Genomic DNA, 25,969 nt, shown 5'->3' with positions numbered 1-25,969 from the left:
TCTAAAGTATGAAAGAGTTTAGTAAGAAAACCCATACACCTTTTTTACAAAAAAATTATCATAATTTATTATCTAACCCTGTAGATCATTATCTTAGGGGTGTAACAGCATCTTTAAAGGCTTATCCAGCTATTTTGCTTGCTGAGGAGCAGCCTAATTCTATTAAAAACGGTATTAGATTATTGAAAAAATTAAGCGATGATAAACGTATCGGTCATGCTACAGCGAAAAAATTTTGGTCAATAGTGGGGGATTCAAAAGTACTAGAGTATTACGAGTTAGTTAAGAATGCTAATGAAGGGGCTAAAGTACTATTTGCTAATAATTTCGATTTAATTAGCATTTTAGCTGAGGTTTTAAATATTTCAGGAAACTCGGCATTAGAGTTACTTAAAAGCATAGGACTTGGTGAGATAGGAGCGTTTGCTCTTGATCTGGCTATTCCTGATTGCTGGGGGACTTTGATTGGTGTTAGTTTATCAGTTTGTTTACTTGGGCTTGATTTTGGCAGTTGTGCTGTAGCTGGTATGGCAGCTGATGCCGTTAAGAGCACTAAAAAAGTTTATGACTACACTAAAAAAGGCCTTGAAATTGGTGGCGCTGCTCTTAATCATAATTTGATGCTTCAAGTCTTAATATGTAAGATGCTAAATGGAATTATTAAATATAAACCTTCTGAGATGCCTTCTAGGATATGCGTGGATATTGTTGATATGGTACTTTTCCTTCTTTCAAACATGAATGGAGTTTATATTGGATCATACTCATTGTTTGAGCTTTTAATGGTTAATAAGCTTAATTTTATTAGCACAGCTCGTGACAATAAAGTTGATGCTTATATTATGAAGCTTTATAAAAATTATCAACAAAAATCTGAAATATTAAACCGTTTTATAAATATAAAAGATATCGATGAAGTCATGAAAATTAGACAATTTTTCTTTCAAAATCGTTTTAGTAATTTAGAAAGCCATTATGTCTCTGTAAGAAACGCTGCTACGGAAGATAAAATAAGAAAAAAAGCTAATGAGAAAAACAACTCTATCATTATGCAGCCTGATGAAGTGTCAAGAAAAATAGTAGCTTCCTATCTAACTATACAGACAGTCTTCAAAGAAACATTAATAATCGAAGTAGGTCGTATAGCATTAAGTGAAAAAATTCCTATTGAAAAAATTAATAATAGTACGGGCAAACTTTGTGACAAAACATTCGATGTATTAGATGAAGTTGATAACCTATTACACTACTATAGGACTCAAAGTACTAATATTAGAAGGTTGCTTGACAAAATTTCTGGTGATTGCAAAAAGCTTAGAGGTTCATTAGTCCAGGCGCAAAAAGTTGGTGTTAAGCGTAGATTTATAAATAATACAGCAGAGGATAAACGTTTAGGAAATTTAAGACAACAAATTGATACTGTGATAAGGATTAATGATCAACAAAATAGGGTCCGTCTAGACGGTATGGGTTTAGCCACAGAATCTCTAGATTACAAAAAAGTGATTCACAATGGTAAGGCAGTATTTGAACGTAGAAATAATGTTCTGAAAATGAATCAAATAATTCGACATAGTCAATGTCAATCATTAGATTCTTTACTAAATAGTAATTATCAAGAAGTTTCTAATGAAGAAAATAACTCCGTTAGCTCACAAAATATCGAAAAAGATGCAATAAAATTTGATGAGCATATTAACTACGATTTAAACTCAAATGATAGTATTGATAACTTCCTTAAACAAGTAGGAGATGCTCTAGGTGACAAAAGTAATATTGATAAATATTATCAGTATGGAAAAGCGATAACTTCAACTATACCCAGAATTAAATATAAAGCTATTGATTACTCTAAAGTTTCTGAGCTTCAGATTCTTAGCAGAGCCGCGCTGACTTGCTTTTGGAGGACTGAAACTGAATTTTCATTGAGATTCATTTTTTGGCATTATTGTGTTTGTACAAGAATTGACATAGATGATATCTCAAATAGTTTTATTAGTGATAAATTATCAATTGCACATAAGTTATTTTCTGACACTTTGTATAATAAATTTAAAACCGCAACTTCTAATTTTGAATATTAGTTTTTATATAGCATACTTCTTATAGAAATAGTATGCTTGATATATTGTAAAAGTTGACATTCAAATAACTTATATGGGCCAAATATCAAAAGGTGATTATCAAATTTTGTTAAATATGCAAAATTTATATAAAGAATTAGACCTGAATTTTCCAGAAAAGTATAAAGTAGGAGGAACAAGGAAAAAATGTTTTTCTACTGAATATTACATGAACAATGAAATTGTTAATATTGATACCTTAAGAGAAATTGCAAAATTTAAGCTGCATATTCATAGTGATAATCCTTATTCACATTATAATAAAATAACCGAAACAGTTTTAAGACATCTGGGTACATTATTAAGAACTTATGTAAATAGATCTATTGGCCATAGAGCTGATTTGGTTAGGTATTTACTTATATATGAAAATATTGAGGCAATTTTAGCATTAAGCCAGTCTGATATGACACCTAGTTCAATGAAGCAAATTATGTCACGATGTCTGCTTTATAAACAACTTGGATATTGTGAAAGGTTTTTTTATTCAGGAGTTCTCAGTACAGAATTTGCAAACACCTTTAAAAATATATATGAAGAAACTAGAGTTTTAATTTTCGAGCTTCTCATAGAGTTTATTAGCCAAAGTCATGTAGAAAAAGTAGGAAGTCTAATTAATATATTAACAACGTATCGAGAATACCTTTTTCTTTATTCTACTTCTAGTGACATGCTCTCACTTGAAGAAGAGGAAAATAACGATTTAGATGTCAATCATCTTAAGATCTATTTAAACCAAATGATGCTTGGAGCGTTTTCTTTATCAGAAAATAGAAGCAAGAATAGATATCTAAATATAGTGAGATTCACAAAACAATTAGTTCAAATAATGGAGAAAGAATTTTACATAAAATTTATTTCTCTTGGTTCTAATAACTATACTTTACAAGATGTTGTTGAAACGCATAAGCAGGTTAGGTATATAACAGCTAGCATTTGTAAAAGTTACGATGATTTTGCAAGAAATTGTATATATAAAGATTTATCTGAAAAATACACGTTCAAGGAATCACGAGATTTAAGAGATCAACGTATAAATGCTGGTAATAAAAATGGTTTAAAAGGGATCGTATTTTCAGATCTGTTATTAGCTTATTTTTGTAATGGTTTTTTAATATCTTCATCACTAGGTAATTTGATTGATGGTTCTATAAAATCAGGATTTATTGATGAGGTATTACAAAGAAGGGCAGATAAACATAAGTTTTCTAAGATGGTCAAGGATTTTGTATCACCCTTAATAAATCTGCTCAAAAATTATATCGTTGTTTCGTCAATTTTGATTGAGCTTAGAATATATAAGGACTTTTATATACACCATGGTGAACGATCTAGAGAAAATTTAAATAGGTTTTTCATTAATCTCTCAGCAAATATCCAAAATGTGTTAAACAACTCAAGGGATAATATGTCGAAGGTAAAAGAGTATTTAAGTACAGAAACATCTATATCTCACAAATGCAGAGAAATGAATTCTATTTTTAATCAATTAAATCTTAGTGAATCATCTTATGTTTCTAATATTTTAAAAGAATCTAAGAATGTATGCTTACAAAACGATTTGATTAGTAAAGATGAGTTGCTAGATTTTAAACAATTTTTTATAACGGCAAGAAATAACGAAGATATTATCTCTATTTTGTCTTTATTTGGAATGAAAGTAAAAAATCATAATAATACACGACAAAATGTAAATCCAAGCATGAATGAGAAAATTCAAAAGTGGGTGAATAATAATAACGAAGGAATTTACAAAACTATGAAAATTTTCCTTGAGCAAGTACAATTTACCAAGAAGCAAATAAACAACTTTGTAATAGTTGATGAAAATATTGACACTAATATTTTAGATGAGAATATTAATATTGACGTTTCATATTTTAATTAAATGATTTCAATACCAAAAACTTTGAATACAACATAAGAAAAAAAGAGGCTAGATTATGGCGAAACTAAATGAAAACCAATTTAACGCTTTAAACCGTATATTCAAGTACTATGAAAAGAGCAATGTTTATGTAGATAAAGAGAAATATGGTATTGATTTAACACCCCATAGGATGTTTAGTTTTTTTCTAATTGGAGAGTTTGGACCTAAAAGATGGTATAGTTACTCGAATGACTTAACGCAAAAAAACCTTAAAAAAGTGCGTCTGGAAGGTAGGTCGAAACTAATAGAAGATCCTCATGGTAACTTTACATCTCTTGCGATAACAATCACAAATATATTTCAAAATTATTTTCATTCACATGATTCAGAATGGTTTACCTCACCAGATATTATAAGAGGGATTGTGGCACAAATAGAATTGGACTGGACAAAGAGTGAATTATGTAAGTATCAATATTCTAATTATGCTTTGCTAGAAATAGCCAATCGGATTAAATTTTATGTAAGTCTAGAGACTGATGAATATTTTTATCAAGGGAGATCAAAAAGGTTTATTGAAGTAATAAGGGAAGTTAAGAGAAATGCTGTTAGCACATTAAAAGAGGCCATGCTAAATTATTATAACTATGGGAAAGTCAAGCAGTTTAAAGATATAAAAAGGGTGGCTACGTACAATAATGAAATAATACTAACTATTATAACTTCAAATGAATTACAAAATAGTCATCAGGGTCGCTATCAAGATCTAATAGAGTTTACTCTTAACGTCTCTAGAGACATTTCAAACATGCATATTATTAATAATCTAGCCAATAAAAAAGAATATGGTGGCCCTCTATCTGGAGGAAGAAGCCATTTACTATTTAGCCAAATTAAAGAAACTAGTAAAGAGAATTTAGTAATTAGCTTTCTGGTTAAATGTGAAGATGTTTTAAATAAAGCATTGTTGGAGCTAGATAATATTAAGAAGTATGCGTTGAGTAAAAAAACTACAGGATATACCACAACCCAATTAAGGATGGAAAATTTTGGCATTCCTTTAAATGGGAATTTGATTCCTGATAAATCATATCACCACTCAGGGATAAGAAAAAAGCAGTACTTTGACAGATCATCGCTAGAAGCATTAATAGATATTCATAAAACGTTTTTAATGTGTACTTTTATACACTCTATTTCTTTGGCAATAGAATGTTATTTAGAAATATATGGCGAAGATAATTTTAATACTATTGAGGAGTTTAGGAATCACGTTTGTAACTTTTTCAGTAAAGCTACAAATAGGCTAATTAATGAAATAAATCCTAACAGAGCTTTGGATGAATTGATTTATGCTTTTGTAAGAAACAACGAAGATAGTGAGTTCTTATCATCCGCTAAAAGAAAAATAGCTATCTCACCCGGGTTTAATCCTAATGGTTCATTACATTTATTAAAAGAATTAGTATCTTTGTTGGCAAATGCTAAAGAGTATAGAAACAATATTAATATCTCTGGAGCTGAGGTTGGTGAGATTAGTAATTTTATTAAAGAACATGGAGGTTATTTACACAATGATTTTATAAATGATGAAATAATAGATATAGTTCACACTAATGGCACACCTGCTGATATGACAATGCTTTTTGGAGCTTCTGCTGCACTGGCATATATAGTTTATAAAACGTCATCAATCACAAGATTTTTTTAGGGTAAAGCTGAACAAAGAGTTAAATGTCTATGTGCCATTTTTAGTTGCTGTTCGTTTATGTAAGTTCTTCTCAAATCTAATAAACTACATCTGGAACTCTCTTTCAACTATTTTAAAACTTTCAGAATACAATCTAGCATTACAAAGCTAAAGCGTGTTCACATTTTCATAATTTGTTTGATATAGGTTAATAAGTTTATAGATGTTGTTGATTATTATTCGTCTTATAGTGAGTCTTAAGTTTATCTTTATTCCAGGCCTCAATGGTTGCTTTGGACGGGGCGACACCTTCATAATTTTTAGATGGGTTAGCATACATCTCAAGATAGTAGTAAAGGCTACCATTCTGTTTCTTATTTGGAAGTAAAAGAGCAGCATTTTTATAACTTTCTATAAATGTATCTTTAATATTAGCTATATTGTTACAGTAAGATATAATATCCTTATCTTCGGTTAATGAGAAGGCATAATCGTAACTATTGCTAAGGTACATTGTAAGCATTTCGATATAGAACTTTAGTAAAAAAGCTCGGGTTTGTCCTGTTACTCCATGACGGTTAATAAGGCCATATCCTTTTGAGGTTGTTGCTATTTCTAGTAGCTCTGCTATTACTCCAGTTGCCATTTTAGTGATAATTCCTGGAGAGAATATTGATTGTAGCATTTTTAAAGACCCTGTAGGATTTGGGCCACCCATTAAGGAAGTAATTTCATTACCTACGTGTGGTTCCAAAGAACCAAAAACAAAAGTTTGAGCTTGACCTTTTGCTACGTTAATTGCTCCAGACCCTGTAGGAGGAGAGCCAGTTTTTTCTTGGTATTTTCCTTGGTAGGCAATAATTGCTTCAGCGATCAACTGTTTGATCTTAAAAGTGTCTGTTATATTATTAAAAGCTGTTTTTATAGCTTTAGATGCGGCTTCGCTGACTATTTCATCAAGATGATTATCTACAAGGTTTTTATTTTCTATGAACCGCTCGATTTTTTTATTTAGTTTTATATAACTCTCGTATTTCTCATTTCCAAGTAGGATTTTAATTTTATTTTCAAATTGAGGTTCTCCACATAAGAATGCCCATAATTTATCAGTATCACTTATTTGCGTGATAGATCTGAAATCAAAAGCTGTATTGTCATTCAAATATTTATAGTTGGGATCAGAAAAATTACTTAAGGACCTTCCTACAGCATTAAAAAGATTTTTAGTGACCTTAGGTTGTAGAGTATCAGGGGTAAGGTAGCATTTCAGTAGATCACCCATATTTAAATAATCATTATACTTATCTGTTACTATACATGCATTGTGGAATACTGCTAGAGCAATGAAAGAGTAGTGTGAGGTTATAAATCTTCTTTTATTGTCGTCTTCTTTATTACTACTTAGATTAAGAAGAGTATTCCCGAAATTTTTAAAAAATTCATTCAAAGCAGCCCGGTCATTACCATCATGATCACGCATACGGATTAAAGCGGCCTTAATATTGTTAGCTTTCTCCACCTCTATTGAAGTAATATTATTGGTATGTACGCTTTGGTTTTTTTGTAAAAAAAGGTTACCTATATTGCTACTAATAATATTTTTATTGCTCTGTAGTTTATATAATTCATTGAAATTACTGATGCCTTTTAAAAAAGCGTCAATTAATGCCTCTTCTGATATGATTTTTGGGATATCTGGTAATGCCATGTTGTTTTCCTCAGTTGATGTGTTTTACACCAATATGCTATTAAATTTTACTATCTTACGGTCACTTTTTACTAAACAATGTATCAAGTTTCTCATATTGTGTAGAATTGTCAATTCTGTAGAATAATTTTATTGTGTTGTTGCAAAAGTTTTTAGATTTTGCGTTAATAGACAAGAAAACATTTTTAAATGTGGCTTTTGGTTTTGTAAAGAAACTAGGTAAAAGGACGGGCGTTCAAAGAGATGTTGCTAAGAGAGCTAAATTTTGAGTTAGCAAAGTTTTATAAAGAATCAAAGCAAGAGAAAAAACTTGCAGAAATAACAATAAAGAAATAAAGATATACAGGAAATCACACGGATCATTAAAAAGGCATGTAAATTTTTACTCTCTAAGTAAATAGGCAAAAGGTTATAAAATAGTAACGTTATTTCAATTAGTTCGGTTTTTTTTAATTTTAAACTTAACATTCATCAAATAATAATTTTGAACAATAAATTTTGCTAAACAAGCGTATAACTATTATAATCAATTTTATAACTATGTGATTTGGAGAATTACAATGAAACAAGCGGTTGATAAAAATATTATTGAAGCTACAAGATATTTTATAGCGTTAGTCGAAATGGGGTCCTACACTGCTGTGAAAAACTTTTATTCTGTAGAATTAAATACAGTTAAGAGTAAGCTTGAAGCTTTAGAAAAGTATTTAGATCTAAACCTTTACCAAAATGTCCACAATAAGATAGTTATAACTAAAAATGGGATGAAATACTATCACTCATGCCATAAGTTGTATTTTGACCTTGAAGGTATTATAAATAGAGTAAAATATAAAGGTTTAGATGCTTCTTTCTCTATACGCATTTTAAGTACTCGTGCTGGTTTGAATTTCACTATTCCGTATGTTTTACCTAGGCTAAACACAATAAATCCATCCTATACATTTACTTTTGATAGCTATTTTTTATATCAAAACAAAAGTTACCATTATCAATTAGATAATTATGACATTGCTGTTATAAACTCTAGAGATTTACATATAATTGATCAAGACCGATGGATAGTTTGTTATACACTTGATTCGGCTAATATTCATTCTAACCTCTATGCAAAAAAAGAATATATTGAAGCAAATAAACTTAATGATCCGAATAACGTTGCTAAAGCACCTTTTGTATTTAGGCGTGATGAGATGATTAATCATAGTTTTGGCTTTGAAAGTGGTAGTGAAAAAAAAAGCTACCCTATAAATAATATAAAATATGTTGTTGAGGATGATACCCTTAAAGTCAAATTTATAGAAAGTGGTTTGGGGATTGGCATTTTACCGGAACATGCAGCAGACGTTTTGTTAGAAGGAAAAGAAGGAATAGCCAAAATAGAGGGATTAACTTCAGATATATTTATGGAAGAGCAACTTATAATCGTATCTAAGTATTTAACTGATAGGAAAGAGATTATTACTGCTTTTAGAGAAAGTTTTGACGAGTTTTTAAAAAAATGGGGCTACTGTCCTAAATAACAACAGGTTACGACTTTATTTGTTAGGAAGTCATAAAAATAAATATACAAATAGTATAAAAAGTTTCTAGAATCAGATAAGAGATGTTTGGGAAGATTTACAGACCTAACTATATGATACGAGTTCTATCTTTAGCAAGAGATTCTTTTGTAGACTAAATTTAAGTAAAAACCAATTTTATAAACATGTCTGTATGCTATAATTAAAGACTAATAGAGTATTAGCTTTAATTAATATGCAAGATTTATATCATGTAATAGGCTATCCCGTTAAACATAGTCTTTCCCCTAAAATCCATATGGAATTAGCTAAACAGTACAACCAGGACATGCTTTTTACAGCAATAGAAGTTGCACCAGAAGACTTAGAGCAAAAAATCAAAGAGTTTAAAGCTAACCTACAAATAAAAGGTTTAAGTGTAACAGTTCCACATAAAGAAAGAGTTTTTAAACTATGTGATGATGCGGATGATATTGCAAAAGACGTTAAAGCAGCTAGTAATGTTGTATTTACACCTGATCGTAAAATGATTGCCTTAAATTACGATGGTTTGGGAATAGTTAATGATATAAAAAACAACCACCAAGTAAGTTTTCAGAATAAAGATGTTCTTGTAGTCGGGGCAGGTGGTGCAGCTAAAGCTGTGGTAGCTGCAATTATAAAAGAAAAACCTAAATCCTTAACTATAACAAACCGCACTAAAGAAAAAGCTTTAGTTATTAAAAGCCTATTTAAATATAAATGTGACATTGAAATTGAAGGCTTTGAAAATATTTCAAAAGCTTTTGATATAGTCATAAATTCAACATCGTCAAGTATATCTAAAGAGCTTTTACCATTAACTGTAGAAAATTTTAATAAAAAGGCTCTAGCTTATGATCTTATGTATTCTGAAACTGGTACAGTCTTTACGCAATGGTGTCAAAACAATGGTATCAAAGCTATAGATGGCAAAGGAATGTTACTTGAGCTTAGCAAAGCTGTTTTTAAATATTGGCGAGGGATTTAAAACAAATATTCTAGTTGTGGTAAAATATAAAGTATATAAAATTCTAGCATGAAAATGTTTAGTGTAGGTTAGATTGAATAAAAAAATATTGTTTCTAGGAGTCGGAGGTATAGGCGTTTCAGCTTTAGCTATAGCAGCTAAAAAGCTGGGAGCAACAGTTGCTGGGTATGATGGCAAATCAAGTAAACTTACAGCTAAGCTAGAATCTTTAGGGGTGAACGTTTTTTCTAATCCTCTAGAAACTGATGTAGAAGAATATGATATGGTTGTCTATTCTAGTGCTATTAAAGGTGATCACCCTTTATTATCTAAAGCTCGTCAATTTAATATACTTTGTTTACAAAGAGCTATGTTCTTAGCTATATTAATGAGGGATTTTAAGTATAGTGTAGCGATTACGGGAACTCATGGGAAAACAACAACTTCAAGTGTACTAGCGACGTTATTACAGCAATTAGATAGAACTAGTAGTTTTGTTGTAGGAGGGGTAGTTAAGCATACTAATTCAAATATAGATATAAATGGTACAGATAAGTTAGTTATAGAAGCAGATGAGAGTGATGCTTCTTTCTTACACTTAGATCCGACTAGTATAGTAGTTACGAACATTGATAAAGATCATATGTCTACATATAAAAATAGTTACGATAATTTACTGAAAAATTTTTACGTTTTCTTATTCAAAGAGAGTGTCGAAAGTATCTATTTGTGTCTAGATGATAAGGGTTGCCAAGATTTATTAGAAAAATATAGTTTTGGAGGAAAAAAAATAACTACTTATGGTTTTGCTAATAATGCTGATGCTAAGATTGCAGGCTACCAAATAGAAGATGGTTACACTAAATTTAGTATTTTCTATAATCAGCAAAAGTTAGATTTTTGCACTATTTTACCAGGTAGATATAACATTTTGAACATAACGGCTTGTGTAGTAAGCTGTTTAGATTTAGGTTTTAAATATAACCAAATTAAAAAAGCTCTTAAGCAAGTAGCTGGAGTAGTAAGAAGGTTTGATATATACACTAAAACTATTTCAAGCTATACAGTGCAAGTAATTGATGACTATGGGCATCATCCAGTTGAAGTCATTAATTGTCTAAGCGCAGTTAAAGATAAGTATCCTGATAAAAAAATTATTCATATATTTCAGCCTCATCGCTATAGCAGAAATAGAGATCTTTTTGATGATTGGCCTAAAGCTTTAGCGATAGCAGATAAGCTTATCTTACTTCCAACATACTCTGCAGGTGAGGACATTATAGATGGTGCAACAAGTTTAGACTTATCAAAACAATTATCAAACTGTATTTTGGTAGAGGACTTTAGCCAAGCAATATCAGAGCTAGAAAATGTTATTGATGATGGTTATGTAGTTTTGGTTCAAGGGGCAGGTGATATAACCAATCTAGTGGAGATGTTAGGTGAGTAATTTAGAAAAAGGAGTACTATATGTGGTTGCAACACCTATCGGAAACCTCCACGATATAACGCTTAGAGCTATAGAAGTGTTAAAAATAGCAGAAATTATATTAGCAGAAGATACTAGAGTAACTAGTAAACTATTATCTAACCTAAATATTAAAAACCAGCAAAAGTTAATCTCATGTCATGACTTTAATGAAGAGCAACGCATAGAGCAAGTAAAGCAACTTTTAGATGATAATAAAAATATAGCTCTTGTTAGTGATGCTGGTACTCCCTTAATCTCTGATCCAGGTTATAAAATCGTAGTTACCTTACGTAAAAATGGTTATACAATAGTGCCTGTTCCTGGAGTTAGTGCTGTAATTACAGCCTTATCAGTAGCAGGGTTGCCATCAGATAGTTTTACTTTTAAAGGCTTTTTATCCTCTAAAAAAAATAAAAGACAACAAGAGTTAGAGAGCTTCGTCAAACTAAACTCAACAGTAATAATTTATGAATCTGTCCATAGGATAGAGTATCTATTGGATGACATTAGTGAGATTTTATCAACGTGTAATATAGTTGTCGCAAAAGAGTTAACGAAGCAGTTTGAGCAGCTTATAAGTGGAAAAGCTTGTGAAATAAAAAAATACTTTGTGGATAATCCTAATAGGCTAAAAGGAGAGTTCGTTATTCTTTTAGATTGTAATAAGAATGATCAGCTAACAGTAGATTCTAGTATTGATCAGGAAACTCTTTTGAAAGAATTATTGTTAGAGCTTCCTCTTAAAAAGGCCGTCAAAATAACAACTAAAATTTTAGATTTGAAAAAAAATGAAGTCTATGAAAAAGCATTACAGTTAAAAAAAGATTCGGAAGATTAGTATGTTTAAAAGATCTATATACACTTTTAACAAGATGTTAAAACACAAAAAAGAGCTAAAGAATATCAAAAAAGAACACGCTCTAGAAAGTGTTATACAGCTTGAACCTGCATTTTTAAAGCAAAAAGGAATAAAATACTTGGCTTTAGATTTCGATGGCGTGTTAGCTAGTCATGGTAAACCAGAAATATGTCCAGAGGTAAAAACATGGTTGGACAATTTTGCTCTAAAGTTTGGAGAAGAAAAGGTTTTTATTCTTTCAAATAAACCAACCAACCAAAGATTAGAGTATTTTAGAAAAAATTATCCACAAATCAGGTTTGTATCAAACGTTGCAAAAAAACCTTATCCTGAAGGTCTTTTAAAAATACAAAGTTTATTAAACTGTGATGCAAAAGAAATAGCTTTAGTTGACGATAGATTACTTACAGGTTGTTTGGCTTGTATAATTGCTGGAAGCTACCCTATATTAATTACTAAACCATATGTTGATAGACAAAATTACTCTAAAGAAGAGAAGTTTTTTAATTTTCTACGTTATTGGGAACAGAAGTTATTTTTATAAACTCTAATCCTCTAGCATTTTGCTATAACTTTGCTTAAGATTGTTATTAGCAGTTTTTAAATGAATTTTTTAATATGAAAAAAACGATACTTTTAGTTATATTCTTATATGTTTTCTATCCAGTTTTTGCAACAGATACTTTTTCACAAACTTTCTTTGATAATTATAATCCTCAAACGGAAAACAATTTTGCAACTAAAGAAGATGATTATCGTGATGATAGTAAGCTAAAAAAATATGGTGAAAATTATGATATTGAAAATGCCAAGGAATATAATTGCGAGTACGATGCTTCCGGAGACCTTAGATGTTGGAAATATAAATTAAAAGACACTAGTAAGTCAAAAAAAAGTAATAAAAAAGTAACTAACGTCTCAGTTGATATCAAAGATTTAAAAATAAAAGAGATTAGTAGAGGGGCGGACTTTAATTGTGCATTAGATGATGGTGATGACTTATATTGTTGGGGGCATAATGATAGAGGGCAATTAGGGCGTAAAACCAAGAAAGAAAATATTAACATGCCATTAAAAATTACTACTGATGTTAAATTTAAAAGAATATACACAAAGGCTCACTATGCGTGTGCTTTAGATAAAGATAATCACGCTTATTGTTGGGGAGATGGTACTTTTGGAGAGGTTGGTAATGGTGAAAAAGGGATTTTTAAGACCCCACAAAAAGTTAAGACAGATAAACAGTTTAGCCATTTGATTATGGCAACAACATACACTTGTGGTGTAACTAAAGATACAAACGAAATTTACTGCTGGGGAAAAGGTGTAAAAGGTAACAGTAGTACTTCTAACCTTGACTCTAGTATCCCTGTTAAAATTTAAATATGCAAAAACACACAAATAAATTTATTACCAACTCTCAAGATTCAAAAGTTATTATAGAAATTATTAACCAGTTTGATGAATGTGAAGAATTTATTATAAGTGTAGCTTTTATCACTCTTAGCGGAGTTATTTGTATACTAGAATCGTTACGCCAACTTAAGCTTAAAGGTGTAAAGGGCAAAATTCTAACTGGATGTTACCTAAATTTTACTGAGCCTAAAGCTATAGAGAGATTGCTAGAATTTGACAATATAGAGCTAAAAATACTTGATTCGGAAAATTTTCATGCAAAAGGCTTTTTCTTTCGTAAGGTAGATAACTGGCACATTATGATGGGTAGCGCAAATTTGACACAATCCGCCCTTACAGTTAATAGTGAATGGAATCTATTATTTCGTGCTAATTGTCAAGATAGTATAGTCAGACAAATTTTAGCAGAATTTAATAAGCTTTTTGATAGAGCTAAAGAAGCTTCGGCTATACTTGATGATTACCGCATAAATTATCAAAATACGGAAAGATTTACCCCTTTTGGTAGTTTAGAAAAAGTTAAATCTATCTCACCAAATGCTATTCAAATCCAAGCACTAGAAAACCTAAAGTCTCTAAGGTTGAGTAATATAGATAAAGCTTTGATAATCAGTGCAACCGGTACAGGAAAAACTTTTTTAAGTGCATTTGACGTTGCTTTGGTTAAACCAAAACGATGTTTATTTATTGTGCATCGAACTAACATTGCCAGTAAAGCAAAAGACACCTTTACAAAAATTATTAAAGATAAGGAATTAGGGCTTTATACAGGAAGTAGTAAATCTCAAGCTGATTATTTGTTTGCGACAATCCAAACCTTAAAGAATCCAAAAGTTTTTAGCAGTTTTCAGGTTGATGAATTTGATTACATAATCATCGATGAAGTTCACCATGCAGAAGCTAATAGTTATAAGAAAATTCTTGACTACTTTAAACCAAAGTTCCTTTTAGGAATGACAGCAACGCCAGAGCGTACAGATACTGGCGATATATTTAAGCTATTTGATTATAATATTGCTTATGAGATTAGACTACATCAAGCTTTAGAACAAGACCTACTTTGTCCTTTTCATTATTTTGCTATTGAGGATTTTTACCTTGAGTCTGAAAAGGTATTAACCAAAGATTTTGCTAAATTAACAAGTGATTTTCGTATAAATCATATTGTGGAAAAAATGAACTTTTATGGGTTTAGTGGTCAGCATAGATCAGCTTTAATGTTTGTTAGTAACGTTAATGAAGCAAAGGAGCTAGCAACTAAACTTAATCAAAGAGGTATAAAGTCACAAGCCTTAACAAGCCAAGATTCAGAGTATACAAGGGATTTAGCTATATCAAAATTTGAAAGTTATAGTTTAGAAGTGATCGTAACAGTGGATATCTTTAATGAAGGAATTGATATTCCTTGCGTTAACCAGGTTATCTTACTACGCCCAACCCAAAGTAGTATTGTTTATATTCAACAACTAGGTAGAGGACTTAGAAAATTCGAAAATAAAAAATTTGTTGTAGTCCTAGATTTTATTGCTAATTATGAAAATAATTTCTTGGTACCTATAGCCCTAAGCCAAGATAACAGCTATGACAAAGATCAACTTAAAAAGTTTGTTGTTTCACCAAATAATTATATTAGCGGTAAAAGTACGATAACTTTCACTAATATTGCTAAAGAACTAATTTATAGAAATATCCAAAAAACTAATTTTTCTCAGTTAAAGAATATAAAAAGAGATTATGTTCAGTTGAAGAAAGAGTTAGGTAGAATACCTATGTTAGTTGACTTTGAAACACATAATTTTATTGCTCCAGAGGTTATTTTATCAGCAAAGGATACTTATTATGACATTCTTAAAACCTTCAAAGAGGATATACCAAATTTAAATGAGCAAGAGTACAGAATTTTAAAGTTTATCTCAAAGGAGTTTACTCCTGCAAAAAGGTTGCACGAAATTTTAATTTTGGAAAAACTTCTAAAGCAACCGTGCATGGAAGTTAAAAACTTGGAAAGATTAGTAGCTCAAGAAATAGAGAATTTTAATATAGAAAGCTTTGTTAGTGCATTACAGCACTTATCTCTAAAAATATTTACAGTTAACGCTGGTAGGCAAGAGTATACACCTTTAATAAAGCTAGAAGATAAACAGATCTCTCTTTTACCTTATAGCACTATAATTGGTAACAGTTTCTTACAGTGGCACATACAAGATTTACTGATTTATAATAAACTTATTTATCAGCAAAAATATCATAAAAATAAACTCAATGGTTTATCTCTGTATGCTAAATATTCTAAAAAAGATATTGCTCACTTACTTAATCAAGATTATACAAACGGTGGAGTTAATTTAGCTGGTTATAGATTTTTTGATAATAAGGCTTTGTTGTTTATGACTTTTGATGAGAATAAAAAATTTAGCCAATATGATAATAAGTTTCTTTCAGATTCAGTCTTTACATTTTACTCTAAAAAGAACAAAACTCTAGAAGATAAGCAAGAAAAAGCCTTAGCAGAGAATAGCGTTACAAGCTATGTATTTGCTAGGGTGGAGAAAAATGACGGCTATTACTATTTAGGAGATATACTAAAGTGTATAGAAGCTAAAGAGCTATATTCTAGCAAAGCTATTAGATACACTTTTGAACTGTCTAAAAAGTTACCTGCTGACTTATGGATATATTTTAAAACTGTTTATAAAAATCAAGACAGTATTGGTAGGCTATTTTGAATTTACACAATTACATAGAAAGGCTCGCTGCTCACGCAAAACTTTGCATAGAATATTTAGCCTCCAAAAACTCATAAATGCCTTCATCTGAGCCTTCTCTACCTAATCCAGACTCTTTAATACCTCCAAAAGGTGCTTTTTCGTTTGATATCAATCCAGTATTTATACCAATCATACCATATTCTAACGCGATCCTAACTCTTCTTATTTGATTTATATCGTTACTGAAGAAGTAACTTGCTAAACCATAGTTTGTATTGTTTGCTTTTTCTAACACTTCTTTTTCAGTATCAAAATCAAATATAGTTATAACTGGCCCAAAAGTCTCCTCACAGCTAGCCACCATTTGGTCAGTCATATTGTCTAATATAGTTGGCTCAAAAAACTTTCCACCTAGTTTAGGGTTAATTTGCCCACCATAAACTATTTTTGCACCTTTTGATACAGCATCAGCTATATGAACTTGTACTTTTTCTACAGCGGATTCATTAATTAAAGGTCCAATTTGCACATCATTATCTAAGCCATTACCTTGCTTTAGCTTAGCTATTGCTTTTTTAAGCTTAGACATAAATTCAGCTTTGATATTTTTCTGTACAAAGACTCTATTTGGTGCTACACACACCTGGCCAGCATTTCTGATTTTTGCAGCAATAAGTCCTTCAACAGCTTTCTCAAGATTTGCGCTTTCAAATACTATAAATGGAGCATTACCTCCAAGTTCTAGAGATACTTTCTTGACAGTCTCAGCAGCTTGTTGCATAAGTAACTTACCAACTTTTGTCGAACCTGTGAAGGTTATTTTTCTGATGATACTACTATGTTGAAACTCTTTTCCAATGATACTTGAATCTCCACAGATTACCTGCAGCAGATTTTCATCAGCACTTGTGTCAATAAGTAACTCTCTTACAGCAAATGCAGTTAAAGGTGTAAGCGCAGAGGGCTTAAGTATCACACTGCAGCCTGCAGCAATAGCTGGAGCTACTTTTCGTGTGACCATAGCAATAGGAAAATTCCATGGTGTAATAGCTGCAACTACTCCTACTGGTTGATAGTCTACCCGGCCCTCTACATTTCCAAAATTAGGTTCAAATATACGACTATCTATTCTTTTAGCTTTTTCAGCATACCATTGAATAAAATTAGCTCCATATAGTATTTCAGATTTTGCTTCAGTTAAAGGTTTGCCACTTTCTAAAGTAATGATCTGAGCCAATTCATCAGCGTTTTTAACAATTAAGTCATACCATCTGCTTAAAAGTTTTGATCTTTCTGTAGCTAACTGCTGTCTAGAGCTATTTTGAGCTTGTTTTGATGAATTTATGCTTTTTTGAATATATTCAGTATCTTTTGCCTCAAGCTTACAAATAAGCTCATCTGTAGCTGGGTTTATTACTTCAAAACTATTTATTCCATGAAAGGAATATCTGTTTATAACTCTAGTTAATAATTTATTATCTAGCATAGTTTTTTCCTATAAAATTTTTTATATTGCTTGTATAGCAGTAATTGCTATTGTGTAAGTTATATCATCAACGGTTGCCCCTCTAGAAAGGTCATTTACAGGTTTATTAATGCCTTGCAGTACAGGGCCAATACTTAAAACATTAGCACTTCTTTGAACTGCTTTATAGACGGTATTACCAGTGTTTAAATCAGGAAAGATAAGCACCGTAGCTTTACCTGCAACAGGGCTGTCAGGAGCTTTTTTCTTTGCTACACTCTCTATCATTGCAGCATCATATTGTAATGGTCCGTCTACCAATAATTCTGGTACCTTTTGCCTTAAAAGTTCTGTCGCCAGGCGTACTTTCTCTACTTGAGCACCAGAACCAGAAGTACCTGTACTATAGCTAATCATCGCAACACGAGGCTCTATACTAAACTTTTTAGCAGATTCTGCACTTTGAATCGCTATATCTACCAACTGCTCTGCTGTAGCGTCTTGGTTAACTGCACAATCTGCAAAAACTATAACTTCATCAGGCATGCACATAAAAAATACTGATGAAACCAAAGACGTGTTAGGCTTAGTTTTTATAAGTTGTAAAGCCGGTCTTAGCACATCTGCTGTTGTATGCTCTGCTCCTGAAACTAATCCATCAACTTCTCCAAGATATAGCATAAGAGTAGCTACTATTATGGGGTCTTTTAAAGCATCTTTGGCTAAATTTTCGGATAATCCTTTATGTTTCCTAAGATTCATTAGCGTATTTAAATACTTTAATTTCTGAGTTTCATCTAATTGGATAATTTCTATATCTTTAGGTAAGCTAAAACCATTTAACTTCGCAACTTTATTAATTTTTGCTTTATCACCAATAAGTACACAATCTGCTATACCCTGCTCATAGCAGTTTTTAGCTGCTAGCAAAGTTCTAGGTTCATAACTTTCAGGTAGGATAATTCGTTTTCTCGCTTGTCTTGCCATTTTTAGTAGATGGTACCTAAATGCTGGTGGCGACATCACTTGCTGCTTTGGAACATCTTGTTTAATAGCTTGCAAAATCTTTTCTTTATCCAGTGAGCTTACTATAGCTTCTTTAACCATTTGGATACGCTCTTTATCATCATCCGGTATACCCATAAAATCAATATTAGCTAACTTAAGGATTGTATTTACACTTCTGTTTTTGGTTGTTAGTATCACTAAACCAGCTTCTTTGGCTGTATCTAAACATAGCTGCTTTACCTTCTCATCTAAGTATTCTTCTGCTGTTAAAATAACTCCTGCTATCTTTAAGCCATTTTTAGCAGCCAAACACACCGTAACCAAAATATCTGATCTATCTGCTGATGTTATCACTAAAGAATTTGGTGCTAAGTCTCTGATAAAATTTTCTATTCTTCTAGAGCACATCGTTACTTTGTGTACTCTAGCGTCAAGGTTATTAGAAGTAATAGCATTTAGTTTCAAACTATTTTTGATATCAATAATCCGTGGATAAGCTTTTTCTTTATCCCACTCTATCACGCCCAATAAAGGCAATTTATTTTCTTTAAAAACAGGTAGCTTGCGTATTTCTTCAAAGCTGACATTATTTCTCCTAATAGTAGAAGTATCCTCTTCTGCTAAACTAAAGCTCATATGTCCATCATCGTCGTAGGGTGCGTTTAGTTTTGTGATTATCGCTCCTAAAGTTTTTACCCTTTGAGGTAAATTCCGGTAAGCATAATCTAACTCACCATTAATATCATCCAAAGATTTATTACCATGATATGAAACCACTATAACTTTAGCTGATAGAGCTTTGATTAATTCTGTATTTAATTCACTAATTACACTATTTAACGGGTATAGTTTATGGGTATCATTCCCTTGGCGGAACAAACCATAAACTATAATAAAATCATATTCCTGACACTTATCATAAAATCTGCTAAGTAATATTTCTACATAATCTTTTATACGGCCATTTAACAAATATTTTTCAATCTTTTCTATAGTCATCCCTATATCAAAGATAGGGTGAAAAGTAGCTACTTTTAGTCCTTCTTCCTGTAAAGCATATTCTAAACTTTTTGTTAAAATTCTAAGCCCAGTATACTTCGACGTTGGTAACATAAATATAGATGTTTTCATATCATTACCTCTAAATAAGACTCATCGTTTCAAAAGCTATCATCAACTCTTCATTTGTGTTTATAACTATAATATTATGACTCTCCTGAGTATTAATAAAACTTTCTTTATTGCTATTTTTCTGGTGATCAAGCTCAAAACCAATATTCTTAAGTTTAGTAGCTATATTTTCACGTATATTTACTGCATTCTCGCCAATCCCACCTGTAAAAACTAGTCCATCAAACTTTTCAAAATAAACCATGTAGCTTGCAACAAACTTAGCGACTCTATGACAAAACATTTCTATGGCTAATTTCGCTAGCTCATTACCTTGATTAGCTAAATGAGAAATCTCGCGCATGTCACTATGTCCACAGATACCTAATAGCCCACTTTGTTTATTTAAAGTAGTTGTGATTTTATTTATATTCCAACCCAAATTATTGGCTAAAAAATCAAAAATTCCAGCATCAATGCTACCTGAACGTGTACCCATTATTAAACCGTCTAGAGGTGTAAAACCCATACTTGTATCAATACTTTTACCCTCAACTACAGCTGATAAACTACATCCATTACCTAGATGGGCTACTATAAAATTTCCATTTTTTTTGCCTAAGAGTTTAGCTGCTTGAGTAGATACATACTTATGCGATGTGCCATGAAAACCATACTTTTTTATATAGTATTTTTTAGTTAATTCTTTAGGAATAGCATATTCTGAGACGTACTTTGGTATTGTTTGATGAAATGCTGTATCAAAAACAGCTACTTGTGGTAAATTTGAAAATATTTGCTGACAAAATGTTATACCCTCTATATTTGCTGGATTATGCAAGGGAGCAAGTGCTATACAGTCCTTAATTTTCTTTAGGTTTTCTTCATCTATTATAACAGAATCTGAAAAGTACTGTCCACCATGTACGACTCTGTGACCAACAGCTACAATACTATCTAAATAACCACTTTCTTCTAAAAATACTTTTAACTCTATGAAAATATCTTTATACTGACCATTCTCTATGATCTTTTCGAAATTTTGCTTACTTTTAAGAGCCATTCTACAATTTCGTTGACCTATGTTTTCAGCCAAACCTGTTAGCAAAGACTTTGAACTTATAGGATCTATAAGAGCAAACTTAACTGAAGAACTACCGCAGTTTAACACCAAAATATGAGACATTTATTAAAACATTTAAAATAATTATTGGCCTTAATTATACTATTTATTGTTACATAAGGCTAACTGTAGGCGTCTGTGAGACAATCGCATTAGGCTTTTTTTGAAATTCTAATTTAGAAGATAGTAATTAAGTTTGATGAAGGATTGCTATCAAAATCCCCCTAGGCCTTATCAAATTATCATATATAAGATTATTTTTTTAATTTGTATTATCTGTTGTGTAAAAAATAATAAATTCTGTTTGATTAGCTGTTTGCGACGGAAACTATTTTTTTGTATATAGAGGAGGTATATAAAATGGATATAGATGATTTGATGAATGAAATGGTAGACTCGTACGAAGAAACATTATTAGATAAAAATGAAAAAATAATCATTGATAAGCAGTCAACTAGAGAAAGGCTTAAAGTGACACCTACAAACATTGATAAAAGTATGCTTATGTCATTTGTAAGTCCAGAATCTCTTAAATATGCTTTTTTGGATGGTATTCAACAATACAACTCATATTTTAACATTCAGATCAACTATGGTGAAATAGCTAAAATAGCTAAACGCCTGAATAAAAGCGAACACTATGTCTCAACCAAGGGTCTACAAGCAGCTGCAGAGTGGAATCGTCTTATGGGTTCAGCAGATGACTCCAAGCGAATATTAAGTGTGTTTCAAACATTTCTTGAGTACCAAGGTGTTTACGCTGAAGCGGGTTATAATACAGAAACTCTACAATACTCTAGAGCTTTTGACTGGAAATCAGAACAAACTTCTAAGTTAGATTCTAAAGGTAATTCTGTAAAGAAAAGACATATGTCATCTGAAAGTTTAGTATCTATGAGCACATTTGTATATATGGCCGTTTTGCATCAAGCAACCATATTCAGAGGTCTAAATAGTAAATTAAACTCATATATGCTTGCAGCAGCATCTAACTCACCTGACACAGGTAGTAGGCCATTTCAAGGAGTTGGAGCAATGATAGCAAAATTTATTACAGGAAGGATCAATTCAGGAAACAGCTTATTTTTGAGTGAAGGTGATGAATCAGAATTAGATATGGTTTCTCTCCCTGAATCTGAAAAAATTTTAGCCGGGCTAGCGTATTTGCTATCTAAAACTCCTGAGGGAGGAAATGTATTAAGAAGTATTATATCCGGCGATAGATTAAAGAAATTTAGTGAATTAGGAAAAAAACTTGCTAGCTCCAATAATTTAACCCAACCTAATATAAATAAAGACGCAGGGCTTTCTGAAAAGATGATAAAAAACACTGGTAAATATTTAGCTCTTATTACCCAAGGAATAAGTGATTATGTTTCTAAGGTAACTAACTGGAGTTACGGACTTTTGGGAAAAAGTTAAAGCGAAAAAGTTTTCTATGTGTTAATTTATAATTACATCAACTATGTTATGTTCTAAAAATGAAACAACGTGAATTAGCCAATCTATATACTGAATATTTATTATGTCAAAACTCCCAAGCAAGTGCGACAATGTGTTCAAGTATGTTAGATGAACTAGTAAAGCATGATAGTTTTTCTCGGATGTTAAAAGTTGGTAGTTATGAAAGTAAATATGTCTGGTTAAAAGGTAAAAGTATTTTAAACGCCTACAAAGATAAGCCAAAGATATTATCTATAGACAATACAATAAGTCCTAAATCTGATAGTATGGTCAATGAGGTAGTAAACTGGTTTTATGATCATTCTGTAGGTAGAGCAGTTAAAGGCATCAATCTTATGATCATACCCTCCTATTTGGGACACTTAAGTGTTAAGAAAAGGAGACAAGATGAAGTATCAAAGATATACAAAAGAATTTAAAGATAATGCTGTTAAATTATGTTTACAACCAGATACAAATAGGCGAGAAATAGCAGATAATTTAGGAGTTAAATATAAAACCATTTGCAACTGGATATCCAAAGCTATGTCGAATCCTCCTAAAGAGATAAAGATAGATTATAAAACGCAGTATCAGCAATTATCTTCTGAAAATGCTGATTTAAAGAAAAAGCTTAAACAAGTAGAAACAGAGCGTGAAATACTAAAAAAGGCAGCAGCGTACTTTGCAAAGCAAGGACTGTAAGGTACGCTTTTATTAAGGAGCATTGCAAAGTCATGCCAGTAACAACATTATGTAAATATTTGAATGTAAGTACATCCTCATATTACAGATGGATACATGAGCCTATAGGTAAAAGACAATCTAATGATGCTGAGCTAGATAATGCTATTACTGCTATATTTAACGAACATAAATCTAGATATGGGAGTGTTAGGATATACAAACAACTTAAAGATATGGGTTGGAAAGTTACTCAACCTAGAGTATCTAAACGTATGAAATTACTTGATTTGCAGGCAAAAGCTGCTCGTAAACATAAAGCAATGACAGACTCTAACCATAACAAACATGTTTCTGAGAACTTATTAGAACAGAACTTCACAGCGTTGTCTATGAACCATAGGTGGGTTACAGATATAACTTACATACCTACACAAGAAGGATGGCTGTATCTTTTTGTGATTATAGATTTATTCTCAAGGGCAGTTTTAGGTTGGGCAATGGATTCTAGAATGAAAGCAGACTTAATCTGTAGTGCTTTAAATATGGCATTATTTAGAAGAAATTTTCCTAGTGGTGTTATTATACATTCTGACAAAGGGTCACAATATTGTAGTAAACAGTATCAGGATGTTATTAAAAATAACTGGCTATTATCAAGTATGAGTTCTAAAGGATGTTGTTATGATAATGCTGCTTGTGAGAGTTTCTTTGGTACTTTAAAAGTTGAGTTAGTTCATGATGAAAACTATAAAACTAGAGAAGAAGCTAAGCTATCTATATTTGAGTATATTGAGGCTTACTATAATACAAAAAGGAAACATTCTACAATAAATTATATGACTCCAAATCAGTTTGAATATATAATGGAAAATAAAAAGGTAAACTGTCCCAAATTGACGGGGTAGATCATTATTAGTGCTTTAATCCACGTTGGAGATGCTAATATTCCTGTAGGCTTTGAAGTACAAACTAAGGAAAACTTTGTAGTAGAAAAAGATAAAGCAGGTATGGAGCGCTTAAAGCGTAAAGCACGCTACACAATTAATGAACTGGCAAGAAAACTGATATTGAAAATTATTAAGAATTTCTCTAGTTTTGATTATATAGTAGCTGATAGATATTTTGCTTCTAAAACTAATTTGAAATTCTTTAACAAACATAAACTCTCGTATGTAATAGGTATAGCAAATAATCGTTTAGTTGCTAAGAGTAAAGCTAATGCTCTTGCTGGTAACTACTGTAGGTTAGATGAATTAGGATTGCTAGAAAATGAGGCTATGAAAATTTATTTAAAAGATATAAAATATAGTCTTGTGGTTACTCGCCAAGTCTTCAAAAACGGGGACAATTCAACAGGTGAGATTTATTTAATTACTAATGATCTAAACCTAGAGAGTAACCACATAGAAGATATCTATCAAAAAAGATGGAATATAGAAGTTTATCATCGAAGTATAAAACAAAACGCTAGTCTTGCTAAATCACCTACATCTGTAATTACTACTCAGCTTAACCATATAGGTTTATCTATAGGTGCATTTATTGAACTTGAAAAACTAAAACTTGCTTCAAATAAAAATCACTATGCGTTGAAAAGGAAAATGTTAATCGCCGCCAATCAAGCGAGTCATAGGGAAATTATAAAAATGAAAAAAATACTCAAAATGACTGCTTAAATTTAAAAGTCCGTAACTCCAGTAACTAATAGAGTTGGACAGACTGATCATTTTAATTTACAGTTAGGGTTAACAGCTGGAAATATCTCAATGGCACTTAAGCCATTAGGTTATATTCCTGTCCTTGGCGGAACAATAGAATCATATTTTAACACTATTTTAGGAGGGCTAGCTGATAAAAAAACTTATGGAATCTTAGAACCCCATGGCGTAGATGGCCGAGTTCGTGCTTTTTTATTTGGTAACGCTTGTAAGAATTTTGCTATGCACGTTAGAAAAACGCAGCAATATCTTACCTCTTCTCACAATAAAGCCAGGACTGGTCTACAGTTTGGTCAGTTAAATAATAGATCATTATTATTAGCTATCGATTGTTTTCATACTAAATATAAAGACTGTTTAAAAATCATGCCAAATAAAAAAGGGTCTCTTGGAACAATGTTGTGCATGTATGCCAATCCTGATATGGATCTAATGAATGGCAACTTACCAGATATAGATCAAAAAGCAATGGCCACATACGTTGAGAAGCGCCTATAAGGTTCTATTTAATCCCACATAGCACAGTCTATAAGTAGTAGTGCCTCTACGACGCCTTTAATTGGTTACATTTGTGGTTCTTAAAAAGGAATATCATCATCAAAATTAGACGAATTTATCTCTGCAAAATCAGGGATATTGTCTTGTTGAGTGGTTTGTTGATTGAAATTACTAGTTGCTTGCTCATTATTATAGCTTGCATCACCTTGAGTATTGCCACCACCAATAAACTGAAAATTACTTGCCACTACTTCAGTTGAGTATTGTGTGTTACCATTTTTATCTTGCCATTTGTTTGTACGTAATCTACCTTCTATAAATAGCTGCGAACCTTTGTTAGCATACCTTTGAATAATCTCCGCTGCTTTACCAAATACAACAACTTTATGCCATTCTGTAGTTATATTTTCACCCATGCCATCATTTGTAGCTAAACTTAAGGTCGCAACAGTTGTACCATTTTGGGTAGTTCTAACTTCTGGAGTTATACCCAATCTACCTAGTAAAATAACTTTATTTACAGTTCCTTTTGCCATTATCAAACTCCTATATTAAATTTTC

General features: G+C 31.5%; 19 protein-coding genes and 2 pseudogenes. 16 read left to right on the top strand and 5 right to left on the bottom strand.

What is annotated here, in order from left to right; all coding sequences use genetic code 11:
* The first annotated feature begins 8 nt into the window (after positions 1–8).
* The 3 genes from E4K63_RS07565 to E4K63_RS07555 all read left to right on the top strand — a co-directional run bounded on the left by E4K63_RS07565 (position 9) and on the right by E4K63_RS07555 (position 5,704).
* Positions 9–2,084 (top strand): hypothetical protein, encoded by a 2,076-nt coding sequence (locus E4K63_RS07565; protein WP_133940786.1) that lies wholly within the window; start codon positions 9–11, stop codon positions 2,082–2,084.
* A 73-nt stretch (positions 2,085–2,157) separates the two neighbouring features.
* Positions 2,158–4,011 carry a hypothetical protein gene (locus E4K63_RS07560; RefSeq protein ID WP_133940784.1) on the top strand — a complete coding sequence of 618 codons (1,854 nt, stop codon included), beginning with the start codon at positions 2,158–2,160 and terminating at the stop codon, positions 4,009–4,011.
* A gap of 55 nt (positions 4,012–4,066) precedes the next feature.
* Positions 4,067–5,704 carry a hypothetical protein gene (locus E4K63_RS07555; RefSeq protein ID WP_133940782.1) on the top strand — a complete coding sequence of 546 codons (1,638 nt, stop codon included), beginning with the start codon at positions 4,067–4,069 and terminating at the stop codon, positions 5,702–5,704.
* Between the two features lie 196 nt (positions 5,705–5,900).
* On the opposite strand, the gene E4K63_RS07550 is transcribed toward E4K63_RS07555, so the two are convergent.
* The gene (locus E4K63_RS07550) at positions 5,901–7,391 is read right to left on the bottom strand and encodes an RNA-binding protein (protein WP_133940780.1); all 1,491 of its coding nucleotides are present in this window, start codon (positions 7,389–7,391) and stop codon (positions 5,901–5,903) included.
* 560 nt (positions 7,392–7,951) lie between these two features.
* Between E4K63_RS07550 and E4K63_RS07545 the strand changes: the two genes are divergently transcribed.
* The 7 genes from E4K63_RS07545 to E4K63_RS07515 all read left to right on the top strand — a co-directional run bounded on the left by E4K63_RS07545 (position 7,952) and on the right by E4K63_RS07515 (position 16,374).
* The gene (locus tag E4K63_RS07545; protein ID WP_133940779.1) at positions 7,952–8,914 is read left to right on the top strand and encodes a type 2 periplasmic-binding domain-containing protein; all 963 of its coding nucleotides are present in this window, start codon (positions 7,952–7,954) and stop codon (positions 8,912–8,914) included.
* A gap of 235 nt (positions 8,915–9,149) precedes the next feature.
* Entirely contained in the window at positions 9,150–9,923 is a 774-nt protein-coding gene (aroE, locus tag E4K63_RS07540; protein WP_133940777.1) for a shikimate dehydrogenase, read from the top strand.
* 73 nt (positions 9,924–9,996) lie between these two features.
* Positions 9,997–11,352 (top strand): UDP-N-acetylmuramate--L-alanine ligase, encoded by a 1,356-nt coding sequence (gene murC, locus E4K63_RS07535; RefSeq protein ID WP_133940775.1) that lies wholly within the window; start codon positions 9,997–9,999, stop codon positions 11,350–11,352.
* Positions 11,345–12,211: a 16S rRNA (cytidine(1402)-2'-O)-methyltransferase gene (gene rsmI, locus E4K63_RS07530; RefSeq protein WP_133940773.1), complete on the top strand. Its 867-nt coding sequence runs from the start codon at positions 11,345–11,347 to the stop codon at positions 12,209–12,211. The genes murC and rsmI overlap by 8 nt, the downstream gene beginning before the upstream one ends.
* Before the next feature lies 1 nt (position 12,212).
* Positions 12,213–12,776, top strand: a complete 564-nt coding sequence (locus E4K63_RS07525) for a YqeG family HAD IIIA-type phosphatase (protein ID WP_133940771.1) — start codon at positions 12,213–12,215, stop codon at positions 12,774–12,776.
* Between the two features lie 74 nt (positions 12,777–12,850).
* Complete coding sequence (locus E4K63_RS07520; RefSeq protein WP_133940769.1) at positions 12,851–13,615, top strand: RCC1 domain-containing protein; 765 nt, start codon at positions 12,851–12,853, stop codon at positions 13,613–13,615.
* Between the two features lie 2 nt (positions 13,616–13,617).
* Positions 13,618–16,374: a DUF3427 domain-containing protein gene (locus E4K63_RS07515; protein ID WP_133940767.1), complete on the top strand. Its 2,757-nt coding sequence runs from the start codon at positions 13,618–13,620 to the stop codon at positions 16,372–16,374.
* A 31-nt stretch (positions 16,375–16,405) separates the two neighbouring features.
* Here the strand turns inward: E4K63_RS07515 and E4K63_RS07510 are convergent, their stop codons facing one another.
* Genes E4K63_RS07510 through E4K63_RS07500 form a run of 3 tightly spaced genes read right to left on the bottom strand, consistent with a single transcriptional unit; the run spans position 16,406 to position 21,125 of the window.
* On the bottom strand, positions 16,406–17,842 hold the full coding sequence (locus tag E4K63_RS07510) for an NAD-dependent succinate-semialdehyde dehydrogenase (protein ID WP_133940765.1): 1,437 nt from the start codon (positions 17,840–17,842) through the stop codon (positions 16,406–16,408).
* 21 nt (positions 17,843–17,863) lie between these two features.
* A complete protein-coding gene (gene pta, locus E4K63_RS07505) occupies positions 17,864–19,960 on the bottom strand; it encodes a phosphate acetyltransferase (RefSeq protein WP_133940763.1) in 2,097 nt (698 codons plus the stop codon).
* Positions 19,961–19,970: 10 nt separating this feature from the next.
* Complete coding sequence (locus E4K63_RS07500) at positions 19,971–21,125, bottom strand: acetate/propionate family kinase (protein WP_133940761.1); 1,155 nt, start codon at positions 21,123–21,125, stop codon at positions 19,971–19,973.
* A gap of 297 nt (positions 21,126–21,422) precedes the next feature.
* Between E4K63_RS07500 and E4K63_RS07495 the strand changes: the two genes are divergently transcribed.
* The 6 genes and pseudogenes from E4K63_RS07495 to E4K63_RS07470 all read left to right on the top strand — a co-directional run bounded on the left by E4K63_RS07495 (position 21,423) and on the right by E4K63_RS07470 (position 25,408).
* The gene (locus E4K63_RS07495) at positions 21,423–22,484 is read left to right on the top strand and encodes a hypothetical protein (RefSeq protein ID WP_133940759.1); all 1,062 of its coding nucleotides are present in this window, start codon (positions 21,423–21,425) and stop codon (positions 22,482–22,484) included.
* Between the two features lie 59 nt (positions 22,485–22,543).
* Positions 22,544–22,897: pseudogene (locus tag E4K63_RS07490) on the top strand (IS701 family transposase); the annotation flags it as partial.
* Positions 22,898–22,913: 16 nt separating this feature from the next.
* The gene (locus tag E4K63_RS07485) at positions 22,914–23,210 is read left to right on the top strand and encodes a transposase (protein ID WP_179965690.1); all 297 of its coding nucleotides are present in this window, start codon (positions 22,914–22,916) and stop codon (positions 23,208–23,210) included.
* Between the two features lie 11 nt (positions 23,211–23,221).
* Positions 23,222–24,097 (top strand): IS3 family transposase, encoded by an 876-nt coding sequence (locus E4K63_RS07480; RefSeq protein WP_244947459.1) that lies wholly within the window; start codon positions 23,222–23,224, stop codon positions 24,095–24,097.
* A gap of 3 nt (positions 24,098–24,100) precedes the next feature.
* Positions 24,101–24,868: pseudogene (locus E4K63_RS07475) on the top strand (transposase); the annotation flags it as partial.
* Positions 24,869–24,958: 90 nt separating this feature from the next.
* On the top strand, positions 24,959–25,408 hold the full coding sequence (locus E4K63_RS07470; RefSeq protein ID WP_133942541.1) for a hypothetical protein: 450 nt from the start codon (positions 24,959–24,961) through the stop codon (positions 25,406–25,408).
* Positions 25,409–25,488: 80 nt separating this feature from the next.
* Here E4K63_RS07470 and E4K63_RS07465 read toward each other — a convergent pair whose 3' ends face one another.
* Positions 25,489–25,944: a single-stranded DNA-binding protein gene (locus tag E4K63_RS07465; RefSeq protein ID WP_133942542.1), complete on the bottom strand. Its 456-nt coding sequence runs from the start codon at positions 25,942–25,944 to the stop codon at positions 25,489–25,491.
* Between the last annotated feature and the right edge of the window lie 25 nt (positions 25,945–25,969).

Source organism: Allofrancisella inopinata (genome assembly GCF_012222965.1).
In the GTDB taxonomy this organism is placed as follows: Bacteria; Pseudomonadota; Gammaproteobacteria; order Francisellales; family Francisellaceae; genus Francisella; species Francisella inopinata.
This window is presented reverse-complemented; position numbering and strand designations above follow the sequence as displayed.